A 22,496-nucleotide genomic window follows, 5' to 3' on the forward strand; every position below is an offset into this window, starting at 1 on the left:
TAAAGCCCCGAATATAGTAAGATTTTCTTATTCTAAACCCTCTCAGATTGAATCAATTCATATCACTTGCTTGCACGTCAAAAGCGGGGCTGGTGTGTGGGTAAAATTTATACAAGAAAGGACTAAAATGGCTCTTATGAACCGTCTTAATGCAAGATCTGTCGCAACATTGGGGGCTGGCAAATATAATGATGGCGCCGGCTTGTTACTTCATAAGCGTAAAGATGGAGGTGTTCAATGGATTTTACGGTATACCCTTCACGGACGCCGTCGTGAAATGGGATTGGGAGCGTTGCGAGATGTCTCTTTAAAAAAAGCACGTGAATTGGCAAACCAATGGCGGGCTGTTTTACGTGAGGGGCGTGACCCTATTAAAGAACGCAACAAACAAAAGCGTGAGGCAATGCGCAATCTCCATTACTTAAAAGATATTGCTCTAGATGCTTTTGAAAGCCGTAAAGCTGAATTAAAGAATGATGGTGAGGCTTGTAATTGGTTTTTACATTTACGCCTCCATATTCTCCCTAAATTAGGCTGTCTACCCGTTTCAGAGATTACACAAACAGAGATACGCGATACCCTTGCCCCTATTTGGCATACAAAAGCTGGAACTGCTCGAACAGCACTGATGCGTCTTAATCTTTGTCTCAAACATGCGGCTGCATTAGGGTTAGATGTTGATTTACAAGCAACAACAAAAGCACGCGCTCTTTTAGGCAAACAACGTCATAAAAAACAAAGCTTACCAGCCATGGATTGGAGAGATGTGCCGGCTTTTTACCAATTTCTCTGTAAAACAACAACTATAAAACATTTAGCTTTGCGTCTGCTTATTCTGACAGGTGTCCGTACTAATCCTTTACGTCATATTCATAAAGATCAAGTTGATGGCGATATATGGACTATTCCTGCTGAAAATATGAAAGGAAAGCGTGATGCTACAACAGAGTTTCGCGTGCCCCTATCATCTGAAGCAATAAAAATAATTGAACAAGCCCGCTGTATCTCTAAAAGTGATTTCATCTTTTCACTTACCGGTCGTGGTCCTCTTTCACATACGATGATGGCAGCGTATATGAGAAAAAATAAAATTGAAGCCTGCCCCCATGGTTTTCGCTCTAGTTTACGCGATTGGCTTGCTGAAACAACCGATGCCCCCTATGAGGTCGCTGAAACCATTTTAGCTCATACGGTAGGCGGACAAGTAGAGCGTGCCTATCGTCGGACTGACTATTTAGAACAGCGTCGTGTCTATATGGATAAATGGGCGGCTTATGTCACTGGTCAATCTTAAGATATGGGGTGCATAACCCCATGATCTGTGGATAACTTTAGCTCTCTCCTCTCTCATTCGCTCTCAATAAGACTCATAAATTATCACATGAGAAATTATATGATAAAATATTGTTTTCTATAAATAAAATACCTTCAAAAATAAACCAAAATGTGCTTAATAAATAGGCATGATTTGGTTCTATTTTTTATTATGAAAGGATTTTAAAATGACCGAAAATGATATTCTTTTAACAGACCGTGAAAGTGCAAAATTGCTTCATATGAGTGTCTCAACATTCCGCCGTCATGTCACCAATGGCTCTCTCCCAAAACCTTTAAAATTTGGTTTTTTATCCCGTTGGTTACAATCGGATCTCTTGAATGTAATCGAGCAAGCGAAACAGCAACGTCAAAGTGACGCGGCATAAAAAAAACCTTGTCACGTAAGGACGGACAAGGCTTTCTCAAACTCATCACCTCAGAGATAGCACAATCCGTCCTGTGACGCAACGTTATAGGATTTAAAATGATGTGTTCTTTTAAGAATGCGCGGGGTATTACACGCGCTGTGCCGAGGGTTTGGCATGGGCGTTATGGAAGCCAACCAATCAAAAAGACTTTAGCTAATTTTACCTTTGCTACGCGTGCTTATAGCCAAGCCTTTGAGGTCCTTATGAGGCAAGCCCCGCATAACGCATATTTTAACGATCTCCTCTATTTTCTAAGGTAAATAACATGAGACAAGATAACAAAAATATTTTAGAGAATAATACGCCTTTAAATGATAATACTTGTTTAGAAGCCATTCCTTATAAACAAGCATTGCAACAAAACGGTTGGGGGGAAATAAAGCCTATCACGGCGGCTCTCTTACCCGTCGAGCCTTTTGACCCATTACAACTCCCAATGCCATTTATGGATTATGTTTATGACGTTTCAGAGCGTCAACAAGCCCCTATGGATTTTATTGCTGTCTCTGCTCTCTGTGCCTTGGCTGCTGTCATTGGCAATGGCGTGCGGGTTGCCCCAAAACAATATGATGATTGGATTGTGGTGCCTAATCTCTGGGGGGCTCTTATTGGTCAATCATCAACATTCAAAACACCAGCCATGAAAGCCGCTTTAACTCCTATCACTTGCCTTCAAAAGAAATGGTATAAAGACTGGTTAAAACAGAAAGAAAAACAACAAATTGAAGAGAGGTTTGAAACTTTAGACAAACGAGAAAAGGAAAGACAAGCCAATAAAGCAATAAAAAAAGGAGATCTTGAAACAGCCCGTGCTCTTTTGTCTGAAACCCTCTCTAAAGACAATGTGCATGATGATGATGTCTCTCGTTTTATTGTCAATGATGTGACCGTTGAAAAGCTTGGGGAACTCTTAAAAGAAAACCCCCGTGGTCTCTTGATGGTGCGTGATGAACTGGCTGGTTTTTTAGCTAATCTAGAAAGAAAGGAATATCAAACAGACCGTTCCTTTTATTTAACAGCTTTTAATGGAGATGATCAATTTACCTATGACCGTATAGAGCGTGGAACCATTTTTATCCCTTATGTCACTTTATCCATAATTGGAGGCATTCAACCTTCACGCCTTATTCCCCTCATTCAAGCCATACAGCGTGGAATAAACGATGATGGTCTTATGCAACGCTTTCAAATGATTGTCTGGCCCGATGACAATAAAGAATGGCAAGTGATTGATAGACCGCCCAATCAAGAGGGCTGGCAAAAGTATGAAGGGGTATTTCGTTCTTTTCGTGATAAACGCTTAGGGTCTCCAGAAAAGCCGCTGATCATGCGTTTTTCTCCTAAAGCACAAGTGCAATTTTATGAATGGTTGGAACATCTTCATAAAGAGGCAAAAGGAGGTAGTCACTCAGAAAGTTTACAATCGCATCTTTTAAAAATGCCTAAGACCATAGCAAGCCTTGCGTTGATTTTTGAACTTCTTGATGGTGGTCGTTTTGAAATTGGACCCTATGCCATCACAACAGCCTTGCGTTGGACAAGTTATCTATTAAGTCATGCCAAACGTCTTTATGCGGCGGGGGATAATTTAGCAACAGAGGGGGCAAAATTGATTGTCGAGCGTTGTGATCATTTACCCGATGTTTTTACAGCAAGAGATATCTATAGACGCTGTTGGCATTCTTTAAAAGACAAAGAAGTCGTTAAACAAGCTATAGAGCTTTTATGCCGTTGTAACTATATTCGTGAATTTCCTATAGAGGGCAATGAATTAGGTCGGCGTCCAGATAGACGTTATGAATGGCACCCTTTCGTCAAAAACAACAGCATCAAACAATAAAGAAATCTTCTTTAAAAACTTTCTACTCAAAGAGACAAAACTCTTTTTAATGGCATTCTTATCAAGGAATTTTTCTCCAAAGATAATGATCTAAGTAACTTTATAGGAAGAGTTTTGTCATTTTTGTCAGTTCTGTCAGTCCTTTTTAGACCCTATAATTATTTTTTCAAATGAGTGAAAATTAAAAACATTATTTTTCAATATGTTAGTATTTTTAAGATACAACTTATATCAATGATACAACCTTAAATACAATCAATAATATATATTTGTCAGTTATCTGTCAGTAAATTGAACTGACAAAAGTGATTATTTTATGCCTTATAAAACCTATCAAAATACTCATTCCGATATCTTAAAGCACATAGTGCATTTGTCTTGATTAATCCGTGAAACGAATAGCAAATTTTACTACTTTGCTGATCTTACGCTGTGTCATAGGCTGTGGATAAATAGCCTTTAAAAATCCCTTTTGAAAAAAATTATCCGTTTTTTCGCATTTTTCTGCATTTTTTCTCAATTCGTTCAAAATAGATTTAATAAGCTTCATTTTGATTCTTTTGAAAAGAATTAACCCTCTCATACCAAAACGGAGCTCTGTTATAATATGCTGCAATCTCTTAAGTCTGATCATGAACATGTCACGCTACGCTCTCTGTTGGAATATTATCGTCAACAAGCAAAATCACCCCGTGAATTGGGAACGCTGTTTGAAAACCTTGTAAAGGTTTATTTAGCTGAAGACCCGTTGCAAAAGCAAGAATACGAAAAGGTTCAAACTTATTTGGAATGGGCTAAGGAACATGATGAAGATGGGCGTGATATTGGTATTGATTTGGTCGCTACAATCCGTGATCAAGGAGGATATGCGGCTATTCAATGTAAATGCTATGATGCTTCTCACATCATTAAAAAAGAAGATATTGATAGCTTTATCGCTGCCTCAGGCAAAAAGATTTTTACGCGTCGTATTCTCGTTGATAGCACCGAAAGCAATTGGAGTGATAATGCTAACAACACTTGTGATGGTCAAGAAGTTCGTATTCAACAGATTAATCTGTTTGATTTAGAAAACAGTCAAATCGATTGGGGCGCTTATAAAGAACGAGGACAAGCCGTCCTTAAAGAGCAACCGAAAAAAAAGCTTTTAGATCATCAGATAGAAGCGCTTGAAAGAGTTTGTGAAGGTTTAAAAGAAGCAGACCGTGGCAAGCTTATTATGGCATGTGGTACGGGTAAAACATTCACCAGTCTTAAGATAGCAGAAACCATAGCAGGAAAAGGCAAGCGTGTGTTGTTTTTAGTGCCCTCCCTTGCTTTGATGTCACAAACAATCCGTGAATGGACCCTTGATACAGAAATCCCCTTGCGTTCCTTTGCGGTGTGTTCGGATACACAAGTAGGCAAACGTCGTAAAAGTAAACAGGATGATGAATCGGGTCTTGATGCATCAGATCTTGTCTTGCCGGCGACCACGGATTCACAAGAGCTTGCGCGTAAAGCCAATAAGACCTCTCTTGATGTGATGACTGTGGTCTTTTCAACTTATCATTCCATTCAAGTGATTTCGGATGCACAAAAGGAATATGATTTACCCGAATTTGATCTGATCATTTGTGATGAAGCACACCGTACGACTGGGGTTGTATTGGGAACAGACAAGCATGAATCTGAATTTATCAAGGTTCATGATAACAGCATCATACGGGGTAAAAAACGTCTGTATATGACTGCAACGCCTAAGATCTTTGCTGATAGTGCCAAAAAACAAGCCCATGAGATGAATGGTATTCTGGCGTCTATGGATGATGAAGCGCTTTATGGAAAAGAGCTTTACACTTACACATTCTCAAAAGCCGTTAAGAATGAACTCTTAGTTCCTTATAAAATTATTATCTTAGGCGTTAATGAAGAGGAAGTCTGTGAATCCATTCAACATCTGATGACCGATGAGAATTATGAACTTATCCTTGATGATAAAACCAAGATCATAGGCTGTTATCAAGCCCTTGCTAAAATAGATCTGAAGGTTGATTTGAGTGATGACCCTAACCCTATGCGTCGGGCTTTGGCTTTTTGTAAAGATATCAAGACTTCTGAACGTATCCGTGACACATTCAATTCTCAAGAAATACAGAAAGAATTATATAATCTTCATAAGCTCTATAAAGAGACGCCGCCTCTTCAGTGTACCTTTGCTCATATTGATGGAACGCAAAGTGCCAAGAAGCGCAATGAAGCCCTTGATTGGTTAAAGGAAGATGCGGGGGAAAATACTTGTCGTGTGCTGACCAATGTAAGATGTCTTTCTGAGGGTGTTGATGTTCCTGCTCTTGATGCGATCATGTTTTTACACCCGCGCAAAAGCCAAGTGGATGTGATACAGGCGGTGGGGCGTATCATGCGCCGTGCCAAAGGCAAGAAAAGAGGCTATATCATTTTACCCGTTGGGGTGCCGGCTGGGATTTCTGCTGAAGAAGCTTTAAAATACAACAAGAGATACAGTGTTGTCTGGCAAGTGATCAATGCTTTGCTTGCTCATGATGAGAATTTCGAAATCACCCTTAACCAGATGATTTTAGGGCAAGACGTTAGTGATGTTTTGGAGATTAGCGCCTTAAAGAGCATGACAGCGGTTGAGGATAAAATCTATGTTTATGAGAAACCAGAAAGCGCGGGGCTTGAGATTGGAAAAGCAGCCTATGAACCACAAAAATACATTCATAGTGTTACAGGAAGATTACCCTTTTATAAAGAGTTTCCCAATGCCCTTAAAACCCTTTTGGCTAAGAAATTTACCCTTGCCGATTACTGGGGCATATGGGCTGGCAATGTTGCTGAAATTGCACAAAACCATATCACCCATCTTCAAAACCTGCTTGCTGATGAAAACAGTGAAGCCTTTCACGCCTTTGATGCATTTCATAAAGAACTAAAAAACAACTTAAACAGTGAAATAAAACAAGAGGAAGCGCTTGAGATGTTAGGACAACATCTTGTCACGCGTCCCGTGTTTGAAGCCTTGTTTGAGGGCAATGAATTTGTGCAAAACAATGCCATTTCGCAAGCCATGGAAAAGATTTTAGCTGAGTTGGATAAAACCAATATCAAGCAAGTATCAAAAGAGTTACAAGAGTTTTATGACAGTGTGAAATTCCGTGCCTCTGGGATTACCTCCCCCCAAGCAAGACAAAACCTTATTATCAAGCTTTATGAAGATTTTTTTACCAAGGCATTTAAGAAAACCACCGATAGGCTTGGGATTGTTTATACCCCCGTTGAGGTTGTTGATTTTATCATTCATTCTGTTGATGATGTGTTGCGTAAAGAGTTTGGCAAAAGCTTGGGGTCACGGGGTGTCTCCATTCTCGACCCTTTCACGGGAACGGGTACCTTTATCACAAGGCTTTTACAATCAGATCTCATCAAACCAGAGGATATGGAATATAAATTCCGTCATGATATCCATGCCAATGAGATTGTCTTACTTGCCTATTACATAGCAGCGATTAACATTGAATCGACGTATCATAGTCTGATGAAAGGAGATTATATTCCCTTTAAGCATATTGGTTTGGCTGATACATTCCGGATGCTTGAAGAAAAGAACCTGCTACAGGAATTATTCAAAGAAAACAGTGAATATTTAGAGCATCAAAAGAAACTGGATATCCAAGTTATCTTTGGTAACCCTCCTTATTCGGTAGGTCAAAAAAGCGCTAATGACAATGCAAAAAACACTCCCTATCCCATATTAGATGACCGTATCCGTGAAACTTATGCTACTTATTCAACAACAAGTTTATTACAAGCACTTTATGATAGTTATATTCGTGCCATTCGTTGGGCTAGTGACCGTATTAATAATGCTGGCGTAATTGGCTTTGTTACAAACGCGGGTTTTATTGATGGAAGTTCTATGGATGGTTTACGCAAGTGCCTCGTTGAGGAATTTAGCAGCCTTTATATTTTCCATTTACGGGGCAATCAACGAACGTCTGGAGAACTTTCGCGAAAAGAAGGCGGCAAGATTTTTGGTTCTGGCTCTCGTGCCCCTATAGCGATTTCTATTTTGGTTAAAAATCCAAATGCACAACCACGTGGTAAGATATATTTTCGGGATATTGGAGATTATCTCAATAGAAAAGAAAAGCTTACGATAATTGAAAAATTTAGGAGTATTGATGGCATTACACGAAGTAAAAAAGGTTGGCAAATAATTACACCAGATAAACATGGAGATTGGATAAAACAAAGAGAAGCCGATTTTAATCGGTTTATACCCATGGGTATTAAAAATAACTCGATAGATGCTGCGCTATTTAGGGAAGTGTCACGTGGTGTGAATTCTGCTCGAGATGCTTGGGTTTATAACTTTTCAAGTAATGCATTAAATTTATCTATTCAAAAAACAATTGAATTTTTTAATATACAAAAACGTCTTATTGCTGAGAATCCATCTGTACCTATAAGGAAGATTATTGATTATGATGCTACCAAAATTAGTTGGGCAAATGCTCTTATCTCTAAATTAAAGCAAGGAAGCAACGCAACTTTTGACGTTCATTTAAAGGTTCCAGTTCTTTATCGCCCGTTTATGATAACATGGCATTATGCATCACCATTACTAAATGAAGCGCTAGGGAAAACTCATCAATTTTTTAATCAGGATATCCCCCATAACCTTGGAATTTGCATTTCGGGAGAAGGAAGTCAAAAAGCTTTTTCTTGTCTCATGACAAATAAGCCTATTAGTTTTGACACATTAGAAAAATCAAGATGCTATCCGTTTATGCTCTATTGTGAAGAAAAAAAACATCATGACCATAGCTTATTTATGACAAATGAAAAAAAGAAAATTCGTGATGGCATTACAGATGCGGGATTAGCACGTTTTAAAGTTGCTTATCCTAATGAAACTATAACAAAAGAAGATATCTTTTATTATGTTTACGGTCTACTTCATTCAGAAGATTATCGCGCCCGTTATGCACATAATTTATGCAAAGAATTGCCTCGTATTCCTTGTGTTAAAAGTGCTAGTGATTTTTGGAAATTTGTAACAGCAGGACGTGAATTGGGTCATTTGCATGTGAATTATGAAGATGTAGAACCTTATCCAGTAACCTTTAAAAAGGGTAATCCAAAACAGACAGAGATCTCTAATCCCGAAAAATTCTATTATGTGACCGAAATGAAATTCGCAAAAGCAGGTAAAGAGAAAGATAAAACCACTGTTATTTATAATAGCAATATCACAATAACAGATATCCCTCTTGAAGCTTATAAGTATATCGTCAATGGTAAACCCGCTCTTGAATGGGTTATGGGACGTCAATGTGTAAAGACGGATCAAAAGAGTGGCATTGTGAATGATGCCAATCGCTATGCTGTTGAAACCGTTGGCAACCCCGCCTACCCTCTAGAGTTATTTCAAAGGGTTATTACCGTAAGTTTAGAAACAATGAAAATCGTAAAAAACTTACCAAAATTAGAAATAAGAGAAACTGAATAACTTATAAAGCATGCTCACATAATGGGTATTATAAACGCATAAGGGGTATAGGGTCTTATAACAGTCTATACCCCCTTTATACATTGCTTACATACAATCTTTAAAAGGATAATTTATCATGCGTTATTCTAAAAAGAAATCATTTGCACTTTTAGATACTCTACTTTGGATTGCTTTAAGACTTTTAAGAAATCCACTCTTAAAGTGAATTAGATTTTTTTACATTGCCTTTAAGAGGTTATACCGTAATCTAAAATGAGTGCTTTATTGTTTTCAAAAGCTTTGTTTAAAGAGAGTTATATATATTCATTTTCTTATATTACTTATAGGTTTTGTAGGTTCTTACCCCCCCCCCAAAACCCCTACAAAACCCCTTTTTATATATATCATAGATTGTATTCACAGATTGTATTTAATATAGGTTGTTTCTTTAAAACATTAACATATTGAAATATAATGATTTTTATTTCTAATTAAAAAATAAAATAATACGTACAAAAGCACCCCCAAAACTCATAACCTAATGATCTTGATAGCATTTCTTATGAGTTACAAGCTATCTTTTGAAGGTTTTAAAAGGTCATACGCTTTTCATAAGACACGTTTTAATGACTTACTAAAATAATCCAATTTGTCGGTTCAATTTACTGACAGATAACTGACAAGTTTTAATCAATTCACATCATGGGTTATCTTTAAAGATTGTATTTTTGATATGGGTTGTGTTTTAAAGACATTAACATATTGAAATATAATGTTTTTAATTTTTACTCATTTAAAAAAAATAATAGAGGGTCTAAAAAGAACTGACACAACTGACAACACTGACACGGTCTATTAAAAAGTATTTTTCTGATCTCTATAATTATCAGTTTCTCTTTAAATGTTTTCATAACAGTCTATAAATCGTAATTATCCTATTTATCGTTTCTCTTATGAAAATGAAAAATGATGCGGTGGCTATAAAGAACATAACAGTTATAAAGAATGCGTAAAAACAGCAAGGTTTTATAATCATAATGCAAATGAAAGGGTTGGTTATAAGAGCGCGGTGCCTATTAAGATAGTGCAAATGATAAATGCGTTATAAACAAAATTCACAAAAAAATTAAAATTCATTTAGTAAAAAAATTTATAGGTTATAAAGATAAAAATACGCATTATGAGAGCGTTTCTAAATATTATAAATGTATAGATTCAAAAAACAACGCAATCGTTTGATAAAGCCTATAATATAGCTTTAAATGCATATAAATATAAAAGAAGCACTTCATAAGCATAGGATATTATCAATACACAACGTATCTAAAAAAATACAAAAAAATATCAAAAAAGATATAATATTAATTGACAATAAATACGTATTTTGTTATATAAATACTCAAGTGATTAAAAACCACGAAGCAAACAGCGGATAGGTTACGAAACAGCCTCTCCCATTCTTTAAAATACTGACTTTCTTTTATGCTATCATTGGCATATAACGATTTTGTCGGGTGTGCTTATACCATACAATACCCTTTCGAGGGAAAAGTATAAGCAACGGACTGTTTGCCGTGTTTTTAGCACCCGATGCCTTTATGGGCTGTCAATTAAAAACATTATTCAAACAGGATTTAAATATGACAAATATTTCAAAAATTACCCCCGTTAATAAGAAAAAAACATCTAAAAAATACGAATTTACAGATGAAACGCGTGTATTTGGTAATCATACTCTTTATCGCATTAAAGCATTAAAAGACTTTGCTGATGTTAAAGCGGGGGATCTAGGCGGCTTTATTAAAGATGAGAGTGATCTGTCTCATGATGGCAATTGCTGGGTTTATGATGATGCTATGGTTATCCAAGCAAGCGTTTCCGAAAATGCCAAAATACGCAATAATGCCTGTGTTTTGAATTATGCTAGGGTTTATGGTAATGCCGTGATTAGTGATAAGGCATGGGTTTTGAGTGATAAAGCACGTGTTTATGACAATGCAATCATTAATGGCAATGCAAAAATTGGGGGCTATGTTTTTGGCAATGCCGTTGTGAGTGATAATGCCGTTATTACAGAGGGGGCTCTTATTTACGATAACGCCCGTGTTTATGAAAATGCTCATGTGAGTGGGCTTGTGTTTAATGATGCCCATGTCTACGGTAAATCACGCCTTGCTACGTGGTCAAAAGCTTATGGGAATGCTCATGTTTTTGATAAGGCTATAGTTTATGGCGGTAGCAATATTTATGATAATGCCAAGGTTTCTGGCTCGGCGCGTGTTGGTCCCTTTGCAAACATTCATGATAATGCGCATGTTTATGGCAAGGCACAAATTTGCCAATTTACAACGATTTATGGCAATGCGGTGCTTAATGAAAATAAGAAATTTTCTGAAGATGTCTGTAGTGCTGATCAGGCTATAAATAACGCTGCGTAAATAATGGCGCGGGCGCGGCGGGGGCGCCCCTCTTTAACCATCTCATTTTAAAATTTAAATCTTTTTATAAAGGAATTGTGCTATGCAAAAGAAGTTTGCACTCACAAATGAGACACGTGTATTTAATCATAAAACTCTTTATCGCATTAAAGCATTAAAAGACTTTTCTGATGTTAAAGCTGGTCAATTGGGCGGCTTTATTGAAAGTGAAAACAATCTCTCTCATGATGGCAACTGCTGGGTATATGATAATGCTCTTGTTTTAAATCCAGCCCATATTTATGAAAATGCCAAGGTTTTTAATAACGCTATTATAATGGGTACTGTTTATGGCAATGCTCATATCTGTGATCGCGCCCGCGTTTATGCAAATGCTCATGTTTATGACAATGCGCATCTTTCTAATAATGCTTGGGTCTGTGGGCGGGTTTATGGCAATGCAAAATTATCAGGAAATGCGCGTATTTATGGCAATGCCGTGGTTTATGATCATGCTGTTATCAGTGGTGCTGCTAAAATTTATGGCAAGGTTTATGGCAAGGCTAGCGTGGGTGGGTATACTCAAGTCTACGGTTCTGTTTATGGCAATGCGAAAGTGACTGGTTATCACACCATTAGAGGTTTGGTGCATGGCAATGCAAGGTTAAAAAGAGATGGTTATTCATATGTCAAACAAAACTTTTACTATGCATATGGGATTCCTGAAGATTGTGAAATTTATGAAAATGATACCGTTGTAAAGATTAGTGAAAGTAACGCTGCTTAAATAACGTGCGAGCGCGGCGGGGGCGCCCCCTTTAAAAATCTCATTTTAAAATTTAATCTTCTTATAAAGGAATTGTGTTATGCAAAAAAAGTTCGCACTCACAAATGAAACGCGTGTATTGGGTAATCATACCCTTTATCGTATCCAAGCATTAAAAGACTTTTCTGATGTTAAAGCTGGTGCCTTGGGGGGCTTTATTGAAAGTGAAAGCAACCTCTCTCATGATGGAAATTGCTGGGTCTATGATGATGCCATTGTATTTAAAAATGGTCATGTTTATGAAAATGCAAGGGTTTATAACAATGCTATCGTGGCTGGTTATATCTATGGGAATGCCCATGTGTATGGCAAGGCTGCTGTTTCTAATAATTCCCATGTCTATGGTAATGCTCATGTCTATGGCAATGCTATTATTTATGATAATGCCTATATTTATGACAATGCTAGGGTTTATGAATACGCTCGTATAGCAAATGACGTGCATATTTTTGAAAATGCTCATATCCATGGCATTGCTGTTATTCGTGAAAATGTCGGCGGGTCTACTAAAATAAAAACCTATACTGAACGTCTCTCTCCTTATGGCGAGTTAGAAATTGTCTGGGTTTAATCAATAAAGCAGCGGCGGGCGTTGTGGGGGCGCTTGCTTTCAAACCAAATTTTTCCATTCCAAATTTTAGAAAACGTTTAACACATTAGATTGTGAGGGTACCCCTATGTGTAAAAAATACGAATTAACCAATCAAATTAAACAAATTAAAGAGAGACTTACTAAGCAAATTATAAACCTTTATCGCATTCGGGCTTTAAGGGATTTTGATGATGTCAAGGCGGGTGCTTTAGGTGGTTTTATTGAAAAGGAAGTCAACCTATCCCATGATGGCAATTGCTGGGTCTATGATGATGCTTGTGTCTATGGTCATGCCCGTGTTTATGATGATGCAAAAATACGCCATTATTCGCAAGTCTGTGGTCTGGTTTATGGCAATGCTGAAGTCTATAGTAAGGCTTTTATCTCTCAATATGCAAAGATTTATGATCAGGCTTGTGTTTATGGGAGTGCTCATGTGTATGGCAATGTTTATGGCAATGCTCATGTGAGTGGTGCTGCCCGCGTTCTTGCTGATGCTCATATTTATGACCATGCGCATGTTTCTTATGATGCTACGGTTTTTAGTTATGCCCGCGTCTATGGTCATGCTAGGGTTTGTGGCTCTGCTTGCATTTATAGCCATGCGAAAATTTATAATTATGCTGTGATTAATGGTCGTGCAAAGATTTATGGCAAGGTCTATGGCAATGCGCGCGTGGGGGGCTCTTGTGAGATTTATGGCTCTGTTTATGGTAATGCAAAAATCTCACATTGTGCAACGATCTGGGGGCGTGCTTATGGCAATGCAACAATCAACACAAAAAGCAAAGCAAAGTTAGTTCCTAAAAATTATGAGGTTTATCAAAGCGATAATGTCGTTAAGATTATTGATAAAACAGAATAAAAATAGGTATGGGGGTGCCTTCTTTATGGCTATAAACCCATCATAAAAGAGAGAATTCATAAAAGAAAGCCGTGCCAACTGATATGACGCGGCTTTCTAATGTCTATCCTTATGAATCAACCCTAATCAAGGTAATGACACATATATACAAAACATATCTATTACAAGCGCTCTATTAGAGATATGAAAACTTATCAAAAGGAACGTAAATGATGTATATGATCTTTAATCACTCACTTGAATGAGAGAGCCTATAAGCGCTTTTTGTTACTCTCAAACGTATTAATCATAACACCCTCCTTTGTGAGGGGGGTTTTTAAAACAAAGCCCATGATCACAATGCTTCTTTTAAAACGTTTCAATAGACTGACCTTAAAATTGAGTTGAGTGAATTGAGTAAAATTGAAACAACTTACATTCTAAAAATCAAAACGCTTTTTAGATTCATCTCAATACAATCAAAAGAAAATGCATCTTAAATGAATGTCTTATAAAAACGTTCTTTTTACATTTGCAAACGCTGGTTTTTAAAACAAGCTCTCATAAGATAAATAAACAACCGCTTTTATCAAATGGAAGGTTTTAAAAACTATTATAAACATTAGTTTCAAACGTTTAAACGTTCATTTAGAAAGGCTCTCATAAGCGTATTTTCACTTTTCATTAAATGTAACTTTTTACAAATAAGCTGGCTCAATTTTGAGTTGGCAAAATCAACCAGCTCAAATTCGAACTCGTTATCTTTAGAATAGAGTATTCTTTAATATTATAGCTCTTATCTAAAAATTTAGAAAAATCTCATGCCTTATGATGTTACAACGGTTTTGAATTTTACTTGCTTATCTTTGTCTAAAATAGATGCCCTCAAATTTGAGGAGACCTCTTTTGGTTTCATATTTTAAAACGATAACTTTTAAAACGTTTTTTATACCTGTCTAAGGTATATAGTATTCTACTTCTATGGCATTATGCGCCTCCATTTTTTTAGGGAAGCGAATATAGTTCTGTTCTTCAAAACTAGCCTGCAATCTATTCATTAAAAGGCTTTTCATTTCATAAGATATAAAAGACCTCTTTATCGTTTTCTAAACTTTTAGAAAGCGTTTAAAAGCGATCTTATCCTTAATCCTTTTATGCAATCTTTATAAATTAAACCTATAAGCTTATGACAGTTTCAAACAGTTAATTTCTTTAATGCCATTTTAAAGGTTTTTCCCAATTGGGGAAAAATTATATGATCTGTATTTTCTATAAATGCGTATCTTTTGATACAATTTACCTTATAACAGTTTCAAACGATTACCCTCTTATAGAATGATCTAATATTGCTATAACACTCTTTAGATTTTGCGCTCGCCAATTTTGGCGAACGTTAATATGCGATTAACAATCCAATCTTTAAAACAAGCTGTGATCTTTAAACGTATGTTATCGATAATTCCAAACGACTAAATTTTTAAACAATGCGATTTGTGCTGTGATAAAAACGTATCATAAAATTTATGAACTGTTATGAATGATATCTGCTTTTCATTTCATTTGAACGTTTACATGCGTTATAATATTTGCACCATGATTTGCTTTTTATGATCTATTCATACATGGCAATCTTCTATAAAAAATGGTCAAATGAATCACGTATAAAAGTGTGGATTCCTAAGTGGATTCATATAAAATAATTTTACATAATATATTGATTTTTCTATATTTTATATAATATGTGGCGCCGGGTGCTCCAAACACAACAGATGAAGCAGCCCTTAGCACAGCAAAGGATTTTGATTCAAAACGCGCTATTCTCATTGACCCGTTTGTAAAGATAAATCGTGATGGCAAAATCATAGAACAGCCCGCGAGTGCAGTGGTTGCTGGTGTCATTGCCAAAAATGATTTTACTCATGGCTTTTGGCATTCCCCTTCTAATAAAGTGATCAATGGAATTGTGGGAACTGCGCGCCCCATTGATTTTTCCATTGGTGACAGATCAAGCCGTGCCAACCTTCTCAATGAACAAAACATCACAACCATTATTCGCGAAAATGGCTATCGTCTCTGGGGCAATCGCACACTCTCAAGCGATACAAAATTTGCTTTTTTATCCGTGGTGCGCACCGCAGATATGATCAATGATGCTATTTTGCGCGGACACCTATGGGCTGTCGACCGCAATATCAAAAAAACGTACATGCATGATGTGAGTGAAAGCGTCAATGCTTATTTGCGTGATTTGAAAGCACAAGGCGCTATTCTTGGTGGGCGCTGTACGCCTGATCTAGAGCTTAATACAGCAAGCGCCATTGAAAGCGGCAGAGTCTATTTCAATGTGGAATTTACCCCGACAACACCCGCAGAACACATCACGTTCCGTTCACAAATCATCAATGATTACCTAGAGGAGATCTTTTAATGACAGTCCCCGTATTACCAAGAGTTTTGAAATATTTTAACATTTTTGTCGACGGCATTCCCTATCAAGCAAAATGTGAAAGTGTCACCCTACCGAATTTGAGTTTGGTCGTTGAGAGTTATCGCGGCGGTGGCATGGATAGCTCCATTGAGGTTGATCTTGGTCTTGAAACCCTCACGCTTAGCATGACCATTTCTGATTGCTCTCCAGAATTAATGGCACTGTTGGGACGCACAGATGTCGACATCTCATTGCGCAGTTCAATGCAAGCACAAGGCACACCCGCAGAAGGTGTTGTCATGACCATGAGAGGACTTTGCAAAGGCTTTGAAATGGCAGAATGGCAACCGGGAGGCAAAGCAACTTCTACAGCAACATTCACATTGCAATATTTCAAATATGTCCAGAAAGACGTTGAAATCGTTGAGATAGACGTTCTCAACCTCATCAGAAAATTCAATGGCGTCAATCAACTCGCAGGCCACAGAGAAAACATAGGATTATAAAATGACTATACAACAAAGTGTTACCCATCAATTGCTTATCCCTATTACCTTTGAAGGAAAAGAGCACACCACAATTACCTTACAGCGCCCCAAAACAAAAGATTTGCAAGCCATTGATAAAAAAGAAGGTGTAGAGCAAACAATCGCTATGATCGCACGCCTTTCTGGATGGCCGCATGAAGCTATCAGTGAACTTGATATCAATGATTTGTCAAGCATTGGAGAGATCTTGGAGTCTTTTATCAAACGGCGGGATACCTTGACTGGGAAACCGCCGCAAAACTCATAGCCGATATCGCCATTGTGTTCCATTGGTCCCTTTCAGAGATGATGGAAATGGAACCACAAGAACTCATATTCTGGCGAAAACAAGCAGCAGAAAGGTATAAGACAAAATGAGTGAAAAAGTTGCCGACGCAAAGGTGAGATTGTCTCTTGAAGACGAACTCACCGCGCCTCTTAAACGTGTACAAAAGCAATTCGATACGTTGTCAAAAAAATTATCCCATAGTTTGGGTATTCCGCGCTTTTCTGCTGCTGTAAAAAACATGACAAAAAGTCTTCATGGTGTTCAAAGTGCTCTTGGTACAGCGGCAAGCCGTGCTTCGGTCTTTACCGGTGTCTTAGGGCTTGCTGGTGGGGGGCTTGTGGCAAGTGTAACCGCCCTCACCATGAAAACCATGCATCTGGGGGATAGTCTTTACCATGCCTCACACCATTTAGGTATGAGTGTTGCATCACTTCAATTATGGGGGGATGCAGCCGATAATTCAGGCACTTCTGCCGAGCTTTTTCAACAATCCTTAGCGGTTTTAAATAGGCGTTCGGCACAAGCATATGCCGGACAAAAAAGAGGCATGATGGGCTTTGAAGCGCTTGGTATTTCTGTCAAAAATGCTTCTGGCAAACTCAAATCAAATTCTCTCTTACTAGAAGAAATTACCGACAAGATGAGTAAGATGAAAAATCAAGCACAAAGACAGCACATTGCTGCCTTACTGTTTGGTGGAGATGGTAAAGAGATGGCATCCATGCTCTCACAAGGCATGGCACCCATTAAAGAGCTGTTTGCAAAGGCGAGAAAAGGAAAATGGCTGATAGGTGCCGATGTTGCACGCTATGCCGCAGATTTAAGTGATAAGCTTGGTGCCTTTAAGAAAAAAATAGGTGGTATCGCGAGCTTTATTGGCGCACGCTTTATGCCCGTGATCAATGATATGGTTGACGGTTTTTCAAAGTTGATTGATGAAAACCGTGACCTCATTCAAACAACCGTTGCGAGCTGGGCTAAAACCTTAAGAAAAGTCTTCCAAGATTTGCTTAATCCTACCTCAGATTTAAGAAAGGGCATCAGTGATCTTACAGAGAGGATTAAAGGCTGGTTCCAATGGCTAGAACCTCTGATTGGTGAAATAACTCTTTTCAAGGTGGGACTTGTCGCTCTTGGTTCCTTCATTTTTGGTCCACTCATTACCGCATTAGCAGCCGTGGGAGCCGCATTTGTTAGCCTTGGCTATGCTATGATGACCACCCCTATCGGTTGGCTCATTGGCGGTATTGCAACACTTGCTGTACTCTATAAATATTGGGATAAACTCAATGGCTGGATAGCAGCATCTTTAGCTGTAGTTGGAACAATTCTTATCGGATCATTCATTGCAGCAATGGTCCCGGCTGCTTCCGCAGTTGCGGGTCTTGCGGTATCTCTTGTAACTTCACTTATTCCAGCAATAACCGCCGTTGGTTCTGCTTTTATATCGCTTGGTGTTGCTATCATGACCACACCTATTGGCTGGATAATGGCTGGCATTGCAGCCCTTATTGGAATTGGATATCTGCTTTATAAAAATTGGGACACAGTCATAAGCTTTATAAGCAAGTTATGGGATTCTTTTGCGAGCTTATGTAGTAATGTTTTTAATAACCTCTTGGCGCTCTTTAAAAACTTTTCACCACTCTCTTGGATTTCGAAAAAAATCAATGAACTCATTGAATGGCTGTTCGGTGTCGATTTAATGGAAGCAGGCTCCAATCTGATTGGGGGATTATGGGATGGCATAAAAAGCAAATGGAATGCTCTGTCTGACTGGTTTAGCAACCAGACCCAAAAATTAACCAGTTGGATACCTGGCTTTGGAGGAAAAAAATCAGAATTTAAGGCTACAATCGACAAAACTTCAACGAAGACCATTAAAACCTTTACCAATCAAACCAAAGCCCCTGTCAAAAGAATGCTTGATACAGCCGTGGTTACAAATACCCCCCCTGAAAAACGCAAGAGTGGTTTTAATACAGGGGGCGTTGAAACAAGGCATATGGAAGCTCCAAATGCAAAAGTGGGTTCCCTCAAAGCTCCCAAGCCCATTACCGTTCATAAGCCGATAGAAATCGATGCCCGCGTGATGATTTCAAATTTAAATATTTCCGTCCCCAATGGTCTTAAAGATGAAATCCGCGCCGCCGTTAACCAAGCCCTTGAACGCTATGCCAAACAGCAACGCTTGGCTATAGCCTCTAGCCTTTCGGATTAAACATCATGATGTTAGCTTTGGGTAGTTTTATCTTTTCCATTGAAACGGCCGCTTATCAAACCCTTGACATGTCTTATGGTGTTCCATGGGTCGAGCAAGGGCGTTTGGGGCGCAAAGCAGCACTTCAATTGCCTGCCGTTGCAAATGCGGAATTTTCTTTAACCGGTGTGATCTATCCAGATTTTAAAGGCGGTTATAGACAACTGGAATATTTGCGACAAATGGCACATAATGGTCCTCATATTCTTGTGACGGGTCAGGGAAAAATTTTAGGAAAGTTTGTCATTCTTTCTGTAGAAGAAAAGCAAAGCATTTTTCACCAAAATGGGACCCCAAAAAAACAAGAATTTACAATAAAATTGAGAGAATATGGTGAAGAGCTATGAGTGATCTTTACGTGACAAAAGAAGGCGATATGGTTGATGCCATTTGCTGGAGATATTATGCCAAGGGTCAACAAGCTCTTGCTGTTGAACACGTTTATGCAGCAAATTTTGGTCTTGCAGACTATGGACCGATTTTAAAAGCAGGCATCACAATCGTTTTGCCAATCCTCCCCTATCCCAAAGCCACACCGGTGATTAGAATTTGGGGCAGCCAATCATGAAACCTTTTTGCACAGTAATGGCAAATGGAGAAGATATTACACGCATACTTATGGACTATGTTTTGTCGATTGAAATTACGGATGAAGCAGAAGATAAAAGCGACCGCATCACCATAGAACTTGATGACCGCGCGCGTGAGAGCGACAATGGCTTTCTTGATATTCCTCTCATCGGAACAATCATTTCTGTCACACTTGGCTATGAAGGCGGTAAAAATCGGGATATGGGAGCCTATCTGATTGATGAAATCTCTGTAAGCAGCCCCCCACAAAGCTTAAGCGTGACAGGACGCGCCGCCTCCATGAACACGTCTTATAGAACACCCAAAAGCCAATCCTATCACCAGCAAACCCTTGGCAATATCATTCAAGAGATAGCACAGCGCAATGGCTATACCCCCAAAGTTGATCCTGCTCTTGCAAAAATTGTTGTGCGTCACATTGATCAAACTTCTGAGAGCGATATGGCTTTTGCCACACGCCTTGCAGAAGACTATGATGCGGTAGCAAAACCCGTTGATGGCAAGCTTGTTTTGGCTAAACGGGGTGAAGGCAAAGCCATCACTGGTGAAACACTGCCCGTCGTTGTCATCCATGAAAAACAATGTACCTCTTGGGATTTTAAATACAGTGCACGCGATGAAGCAGGTGCCGCCAATGGCTTAGCAACAGATGCAGGAGATGACCAAAAAGCCGCCGCTGATGCACGAGAACCAGAAGAAGTTGATGACAGCGAAGATGTGATCCATATGGATAAAAGTGACGCCCCCAATTTGCCTAAAGCAGAGACGGAAGCCAAAACACCTGAAAATCAAGAGCAAGAAGAAGAGAAAAAGGGCGGTGTACTTGCCACCTATCATGATATCCGCACTGGTGAAAAAAAGGAAGTCAAGGTTGGTCAAGCACCGTTTCATGAACTCAAATACACCTACCACAATCAATCAGAAGCTGTTGCGGCTATTGCTGCTTATCGCAACAAATCATCACGTGGGAAATCTTCTTTCTCATGTGATATTGGTGGTGATCCCTTTGTGCAAGCAGAAGCAAAGCTTGTTCATGAGCCCCCTTTCCGCCCCTATATTCCAGCAGAATGGCGCATCAAAAGCGTCAAACACAAGCTTGATAAAACAGGTGGTTACACCACAAAAATAGATTGTGAACTTTTTGATGAAACCCAAGAAGACGCTGCAAAAAACGTAGCCAATACCACACCAGATAAAGATGATACCCTTGATCCAAACGCCCCACCTAACGCATGTGATGAAGGCGAAGGCGTTATCCATATGGACGAGGAAGATAGATAAGCCAAATTAGCAAAAATGTAAAAAATCTCGAAAGCCGCTTGACAATATGGCGAAAATATGAATAATCGAATCAGGTGCCTAAGAAACACTTTAAATACACAGCGGATAGATTGCCGATACAATCTTTTCTCCGCCGATTAAAAACTTTGACTCGTTATATGTTACACGCATATAATGGTTTTGTCGGGTGTGGCTGTGCCATAAAATACCCTTTTGGGAAAAGCATAGCGACGGACTGTGTACCGTGTTTCTTAGCACCCGGCACTCTCTTTAGAGTGTCAATAAGAAACTTCTAACTACACAGGGGTTCATCATGAACACACTTATAGAAATTAGAGAAAGCACTGCTAATAGTGTTAGCACTCAGACTATGTCTAGTCGTGAGATTGCTGAATTGTGCGGTAAACAACACACGCATATTATGCGTGATATTCGAAAAATGTTAGGAGAATTATACTCTGAAAGTACTGAATCCAAATTTGGATTGAGTGAATTTACAGGGTTATACAAAGATTCAACAGGTCGCACTCTCCCTTGTTATAACCTTCCTAAGCGTGAATGTTTAATTCTTGTTTCTGGTTACAGCACCGCCTTACGAGCAAAGATAATTGACCGATGGCAAGAGTTGGAAAGGCAGGTAGCAACACCACAAGTTGACTACTCCAAACCCGAAGCATTGCTTGGTGTTTTGAATCATCTACAAAGCCAAATCGAGCAAAAAGACCATGTTATTGCAGAACTAACTCCAAAAGCAGAAGCTTTAGAAGGTTTAAAACGTTCTGATGGGTTGTTTGGTTTAATCGAAGCAGCAAAAATGTTAGAGGTGCGACCAAAGGATTTAACGGATTATTTGCGTAAACATGATTGGGTCTATCGACGTGCTCCAGGGGCGCCTCTATTACCTTATCAGGATAAAATCAAGAAAGGATTCATGGATTGCCCTGCTATCACCATTCAAAGACCGGATGGTACAGAAAAGGTACTCCCTTCAACGAAAATCACATCGAGAGGATTGGCATGTTTAAGAGAACAAATCCATGGAGGTGTACAATGAAGATAGATACCAACTTCTTATGTGATTTGTGGATGGCGTTATCTCAATTTTCTAGACATGAGAATATGAATGACAAAGATTGTACAGCTCTGGTTGATACTATGAGTGTCATAGAAAAAGCTTTGATTTCAAAACTCCAAGATGAGATGCCAAGTATACTTAGAATCTTAACAGTTCTCACAGATTTTGGAGCTTCAGAGTTACCGCATAGCATGGATTCTTTATTGCGCGCTTATGAACCAAATTTAGAGAACCCTATTAAAAAGGTTGCTTAAGTAAAATATATACTCCCTCCTCGTTCTCAA

Annotated in this window: 19 protein-coding genes and 1 pseudogene; 19 read left to right on the forward strand and 1 reads right to left on the reverse strand. The window is 38.6% G+C overall.

The annotated features are described in order from the left end of the window. Window positions 1-127: 127 nt before the first annotated feature. From D1093_RS07485 to D1093_RS07500, 4 genes are all read left to right on the forward strand, one after another. A complete protein-coding gene (locus tag D1093_RS07485; RefSeq protein WP_120101703.1) occupies window positions 128-1,294 on the forward strand; it encodes a tyrosine-type recombinase/integrase in 1,167 nt (388 codons plus the stop codon). A 208-nt stretch (window positions 1,295-1,502) separates the two neighbouring features. Further along, window positions 1,503-1,703, forward strand: a complete 201-nt coding sequence (locus D1093_RS07490; RefSeq protein WP_007347209.1) for a helix-turn-helix transcriptional regulator — start codon at window positions 1,503-1,505, stop codon at window positions 1,701-1,703. Between the two features lie 98 nt (window positions 1,704-1,801). After that, window positions 1,802-2,005 carry a hypothetical protein gene (locus tag D1093_RS10280; RefSeq protein ID WP_244613981.1) on the forward strand — a complete coding sequence of 68 codons (204 nt, stop codon included), beginning with the start codon at window positions 1,802-1,804 and terminating at the stop codon, window positions 2,003-2,005. 5 nt (window positions 2,006-2,010) lie between these two features. Next, the gene (locus D1093_RS07500; protein WP_120101705.1) at window positions 2,011-3,585 is read left to right on the forward strand and encodes a YfjI family protein; all 1,575 of its coding nucleotides are present in this window, start codon (window positions 2,011-2,013) and stop codon (window positions 3,583-3,585) included. A 382-nt stretch (window positions 3,586-3,967) separates the two neighbouring features. Here D1093_RS07500 and D1093_RS09925 read toward each other — a convergent pair whose 3' ends face one another. Beyond that, window positions 3,968-4,135, reverse strand: coding sequence for a hypothetical protein (locus D1093_RS09925; protein ID WP_167309088.1), 168 nt, complete (start codon window positions 4,133-4,135; stop codon window positions 3,968-3,970). Window positions 4,136-4,192: 57 nt separating this feature from the next. Here D1093_RS09925 and D1093_RS07505 point away from each other — a divergent pair, with 57 nt between their 5' ends. From D1093_RS07505 to D1093_RS07580, 15 genes and pseudogenes are all read left to right on the forward strand, one after another. Then, entirely contained in the window at window positions 4,193-9,100 is a 4,908-nt protein-coding gene (locus tag D1093_RS07505; RefSeq protein WP_120101707.1) for a DEAD/DEAH box helicase, read from the forward strand. A 1,622-nt stretch (window positions 9,101-10,722) separates the two neighbouring features. Beyond that, window positions 10,723-11,520, forward strand: coding sequence for a hypothetical protein (locus D1093_RS07510; RefSeq protein WP_120102382.1), 798 nt, complete (start codon window positions 10,723-10,725; stop codon window positions 11,518-11,520). Between the two features lie 82 nt (window positions 11,521-11,602). Beyond that, window positions 11,603-12,286 carry a hypothetical protein gene (locus tag D1093_RS07515; RefSeq protein WP_120101709.1) on the forward strand — a complete coding sequence of 228 codons (684 nt, stop codon included), beginning with the start codon at window positions 11,603-11,605 and terminating at the stop codon, window positions 12,284-12,286. 79 nt (window positions 12,287-12,365) lie between these two features. Beyond that, on the forward strand, window positions 12,366-12,896 hold the full coding sequence (locus D1093_RS07520; RefSeq protein ID WP_120101711.1) for a hypothetical protein: 531 nt from the start codon (window positions 12,366-12,368) through the stop codon (window positions 12,894-12,896). Window positions 12,897-13,002: 106 nt separating this feature from the next. Next, on the forward strand, window positions 13,003-13,782 hold the full coding sequence (locus D1093_RS07525) for a hypothetical protein (RefSeq protein WP_120101713.1): 780 nt from the start codon (window positions 13,003-13,005) through the stop codon (window positions 13,780-13,782). Window positions 13,783-15,514: 1,732 nt separating this feature from the next. Next, a pseudogene (locus D1093_RS07530) lies at window positions 15,515-16,189 on the forward strand (phage tail sheath family protein); the annotation flags it as partial. Continuing rightward, window positions 16,189-16,695: a phage major tail tube protein gene (locus D1093_RS07535; RefSeq protein ID WP_120100557.1), complete on the forward strand. Its 507-nt coding sequence runs from the start codon at window positions 16,189-16,191 to the stop codon at window positions 16,693-16,695. The pseudogene D1093_RS07530 and the gene D1093_RS07535, both read left to right, overlap by 1 nt. A gap of 1 nt (window position 16,696) precedes the next feature. Next, window positions 16,697-16,984, forward strand: coding sequence for a phage tail assembly protein (locus D1093_RS07540; protein ID WP_120100555.1), 288 nt, complete (start codon window positions 16,697-16,699; stop codon window positions 16,982-16,984). Between the two features lie 47 nt (window positions 16,985-17,031). Further along, entirely contained in the window at window positions 17,032-17,094 is a 63-nt protein-coding gene (locus tag D1093_RS10285; protein WP_234924827.1) for a hypothetical protein, read from the forward strand. Continuing rightward, window positions 17,091-19,226, forward strand: coding sequence for a phage tail tape measure protein (locus D1093_RS07550; protein WP_120100552.1), 2,136 nt, complete (start codon window positions 17,091-17,093; stop codon window positions 19,224-19,226). Before D1093_RS10285 ends, D1093_RS07550 begins: the two co-directional genes overlap by 4 nt. Window positions 19,227-19,231: 5 nt before the next feature. Then, window positions 19,232-19,612, forward strand: coding sequence for a phage tail protein (locus D1093_RS07555; RefSeq protein ID WP_120100550.1), 381 nt, complete (start codon window positions 19,232-19,234; stop codon window positions 19,610-19,612). Continuing rightward, complete coding sequence (locus tag D1093_RS07560) at window positions 19,609-19,833, forward strand: tail protein X (protein ID WP_120100548.1); 225 nt, start codon at window positions 19,609-19,611, stop codon at window positions 19,831-19,833. The genes D1093_RS07555 and D1093_RS07560 overlap by 4 nt, the downstream gene beginning before the upstream one ends. Then, window positions 19,830-21,137 carry a contractile injection system protein, VgrG/Pvc8 family gene (locus D1093_RS07565; protein ID WP_120100547.1) on the forward strand — a complete coding sequence of 436 codons (1,308 nt, stop codon included), beginning with the start codon at window positions 19,830-19,832 and terminating at the stop codon, window positions 21,135-21,137. The genes D1093_RS07560 and D1093_RS07565 overlap by 4 nt, the downstream gene beginning before the upstream one ends. A 313-nt stretch (window positions 21,138-21,450) precedes the next feature. Then, entirely contained in the window at window positions 21,451-22,191 is a 741-nt protein-coding gene (locus tag D1093_RS07575) for a phage regulatory protein/antirepressor Ant (protein ID WP_120101716.1), read from the forward strand. Then, entirely contained in the window at window positions 22,188-22,466 is a 279-nt protein-coding gene (locus tag D1093_RS07580) for a hypothetical protein (RefSeq protein WP_120101718.1), read from the forward strand. Before D1093_RS07575 ends, D1093_RS07580 begins: the two co-directional genes overlap by 4 nt. The last annotated feature ends 30 nt before the right edge of the window (window positions 22,467-22,496 follow it).

The sequence above is a fragment of the Bartonella kosoyi genome (assembly GCF_003606325.2).
GTDB classification, from domain to species: Bacteria; Pseudomonadota; Alphaproteobacteria; order Rhizobiales; family Rhizobiaceae; genus Bartonella; species Bartonella kosoyi.

What these genes read in the sequence shown, in the direction of transcription:
- D1093_RS07485 (WP_120101703.1), top strand. Translation starts at nt 128, where the DNA reads ATGGCTCTTATGAACCGTCTTAATGCAAGATCTGTCGCAACATTGGGG.
- D1093_RS07490 (WP_007347209.1), top strand. Translation starts at nt 1,503, where the DNA reads ATGACCGAAAATGATATTCTTTTAACAGACCGTGAAAGTGCAAAATTG.
- D1093_RS10280 (WP_244613981.1), top strand. Translation starts at nt 1,802, where the DNA reads ATGATGTGTTCTTTTAAGAATGCGCGGGGTATTACACGCGCTGTGCCG.
- D1093_RS07500 (WP_120101705.1), top strand. Translation starts at nt 2,011, where the DNA reads ATGAGACAAGATAACAAAAATATTTTAGAGAATAATACGCCTTTAAAT.
- D1093_RS09925 (WP_167309088.1), bottom strand. Translation starts at nt 4,135, where the DNA reads ATGAAGCTTATTAAATCTATTTTGAACGAATTGAGAAAAAATGCAGAA.
- D1093_RS07505 (WP_120101707.1), top strand. Translation starts at nt 4,193, where the DNA reads ATGCTGCAATCTCTTAAGTCTGATCATGAACATGTCACGCTACGCTCT.
- D1093_RS07510 (WP_120102382.1), top strand. Translation starts at nt 10,723, where the DNA reads ATGACAAATATTTCAAAAATTACCCCCGTTAATAAGAAAAAAACATCT.
- D1093_RS07515 (WP_120101709.1), top strand. Translation starts at nt 11,603, where the DNA reads ATGCAAAAGAAGTTTGCACTCACAAATGAGACACGTGTATTTAATCAT.
- D1093_RS07520 (WP_120101711.1), top strand. Translation starts at nt 12,366, where the DNA reads ATGCAAAAAAAGTTCGCACTCACAAATGAAACGCGTGTATTGGGTAAT.
- D1093_RS07525 (WP_120101713.1), top strand. Translation starts at nt 13,003, where the DNA reads ATGTGTAAAAAATACGAATTAACCAATCAAATTAAACAAATTAAAGAG.
- D1093_RS07535 (WP_120100557.1), top strand. Translation starts at nt 16,189, where the DNA reads ATGACAGTCCCCGTATTACCAAGAGTTTTGAAATATTTTAACATTTTT.
- D1093_RS07540 (WP_120100555.1), top strand. Translation starts at nt 16,697, where the DNA reads ATGACTATACAACAAAGTGTTACCCATCAATTGCTTATCCCTATTACC.
- D1093_RS07550 (WP_120100552.1), top strand. Translation starts at nt 17,091, where the DNA reads ATGAGTGAAAAAGTTGCCGACGCAAAGGTGAGATTGTCTCTTGAAGAC.
- D1093_RS07555 (WP_120100550.1), top strand. Translation starts at nt 19,232, where the DNA reads ATGATGTTAGCTTTGGGTAGTTTTATCTTTTCCATTGAAACGGCCGCT.
- D1093_RS07560 (WP_120100548.1), top strand. Translation starts at nt 19,609, where the DNA reads ATGAGTGATCTTTACGTGACAAAAGAAGGCGATATGGTTGATGCCATT.
- D1093_RS07565 (WP_120100547.1), top strand. Translation starts at nt 19,830, where the DNA reads ATGAAACCTTTTTGCACAGTAATGGCAAATGGAGAAGATATTACACGC.
- D1093_RS07575 (WP_120101716.1), top strand. Translation starts at nt 21,451, where the DNA reads ATGAACACACTTATAGAAATTAGAGAAAGCACTGCTAATAGTGTTAGC.
- D1093_RS07580 (WP_120101718.1), top strand. Translation starts at nt 22,188, where the DNA reads ATGAAGATAGATACCAACTTCTTATGTGATTTGTGGATGGCGTTATCT.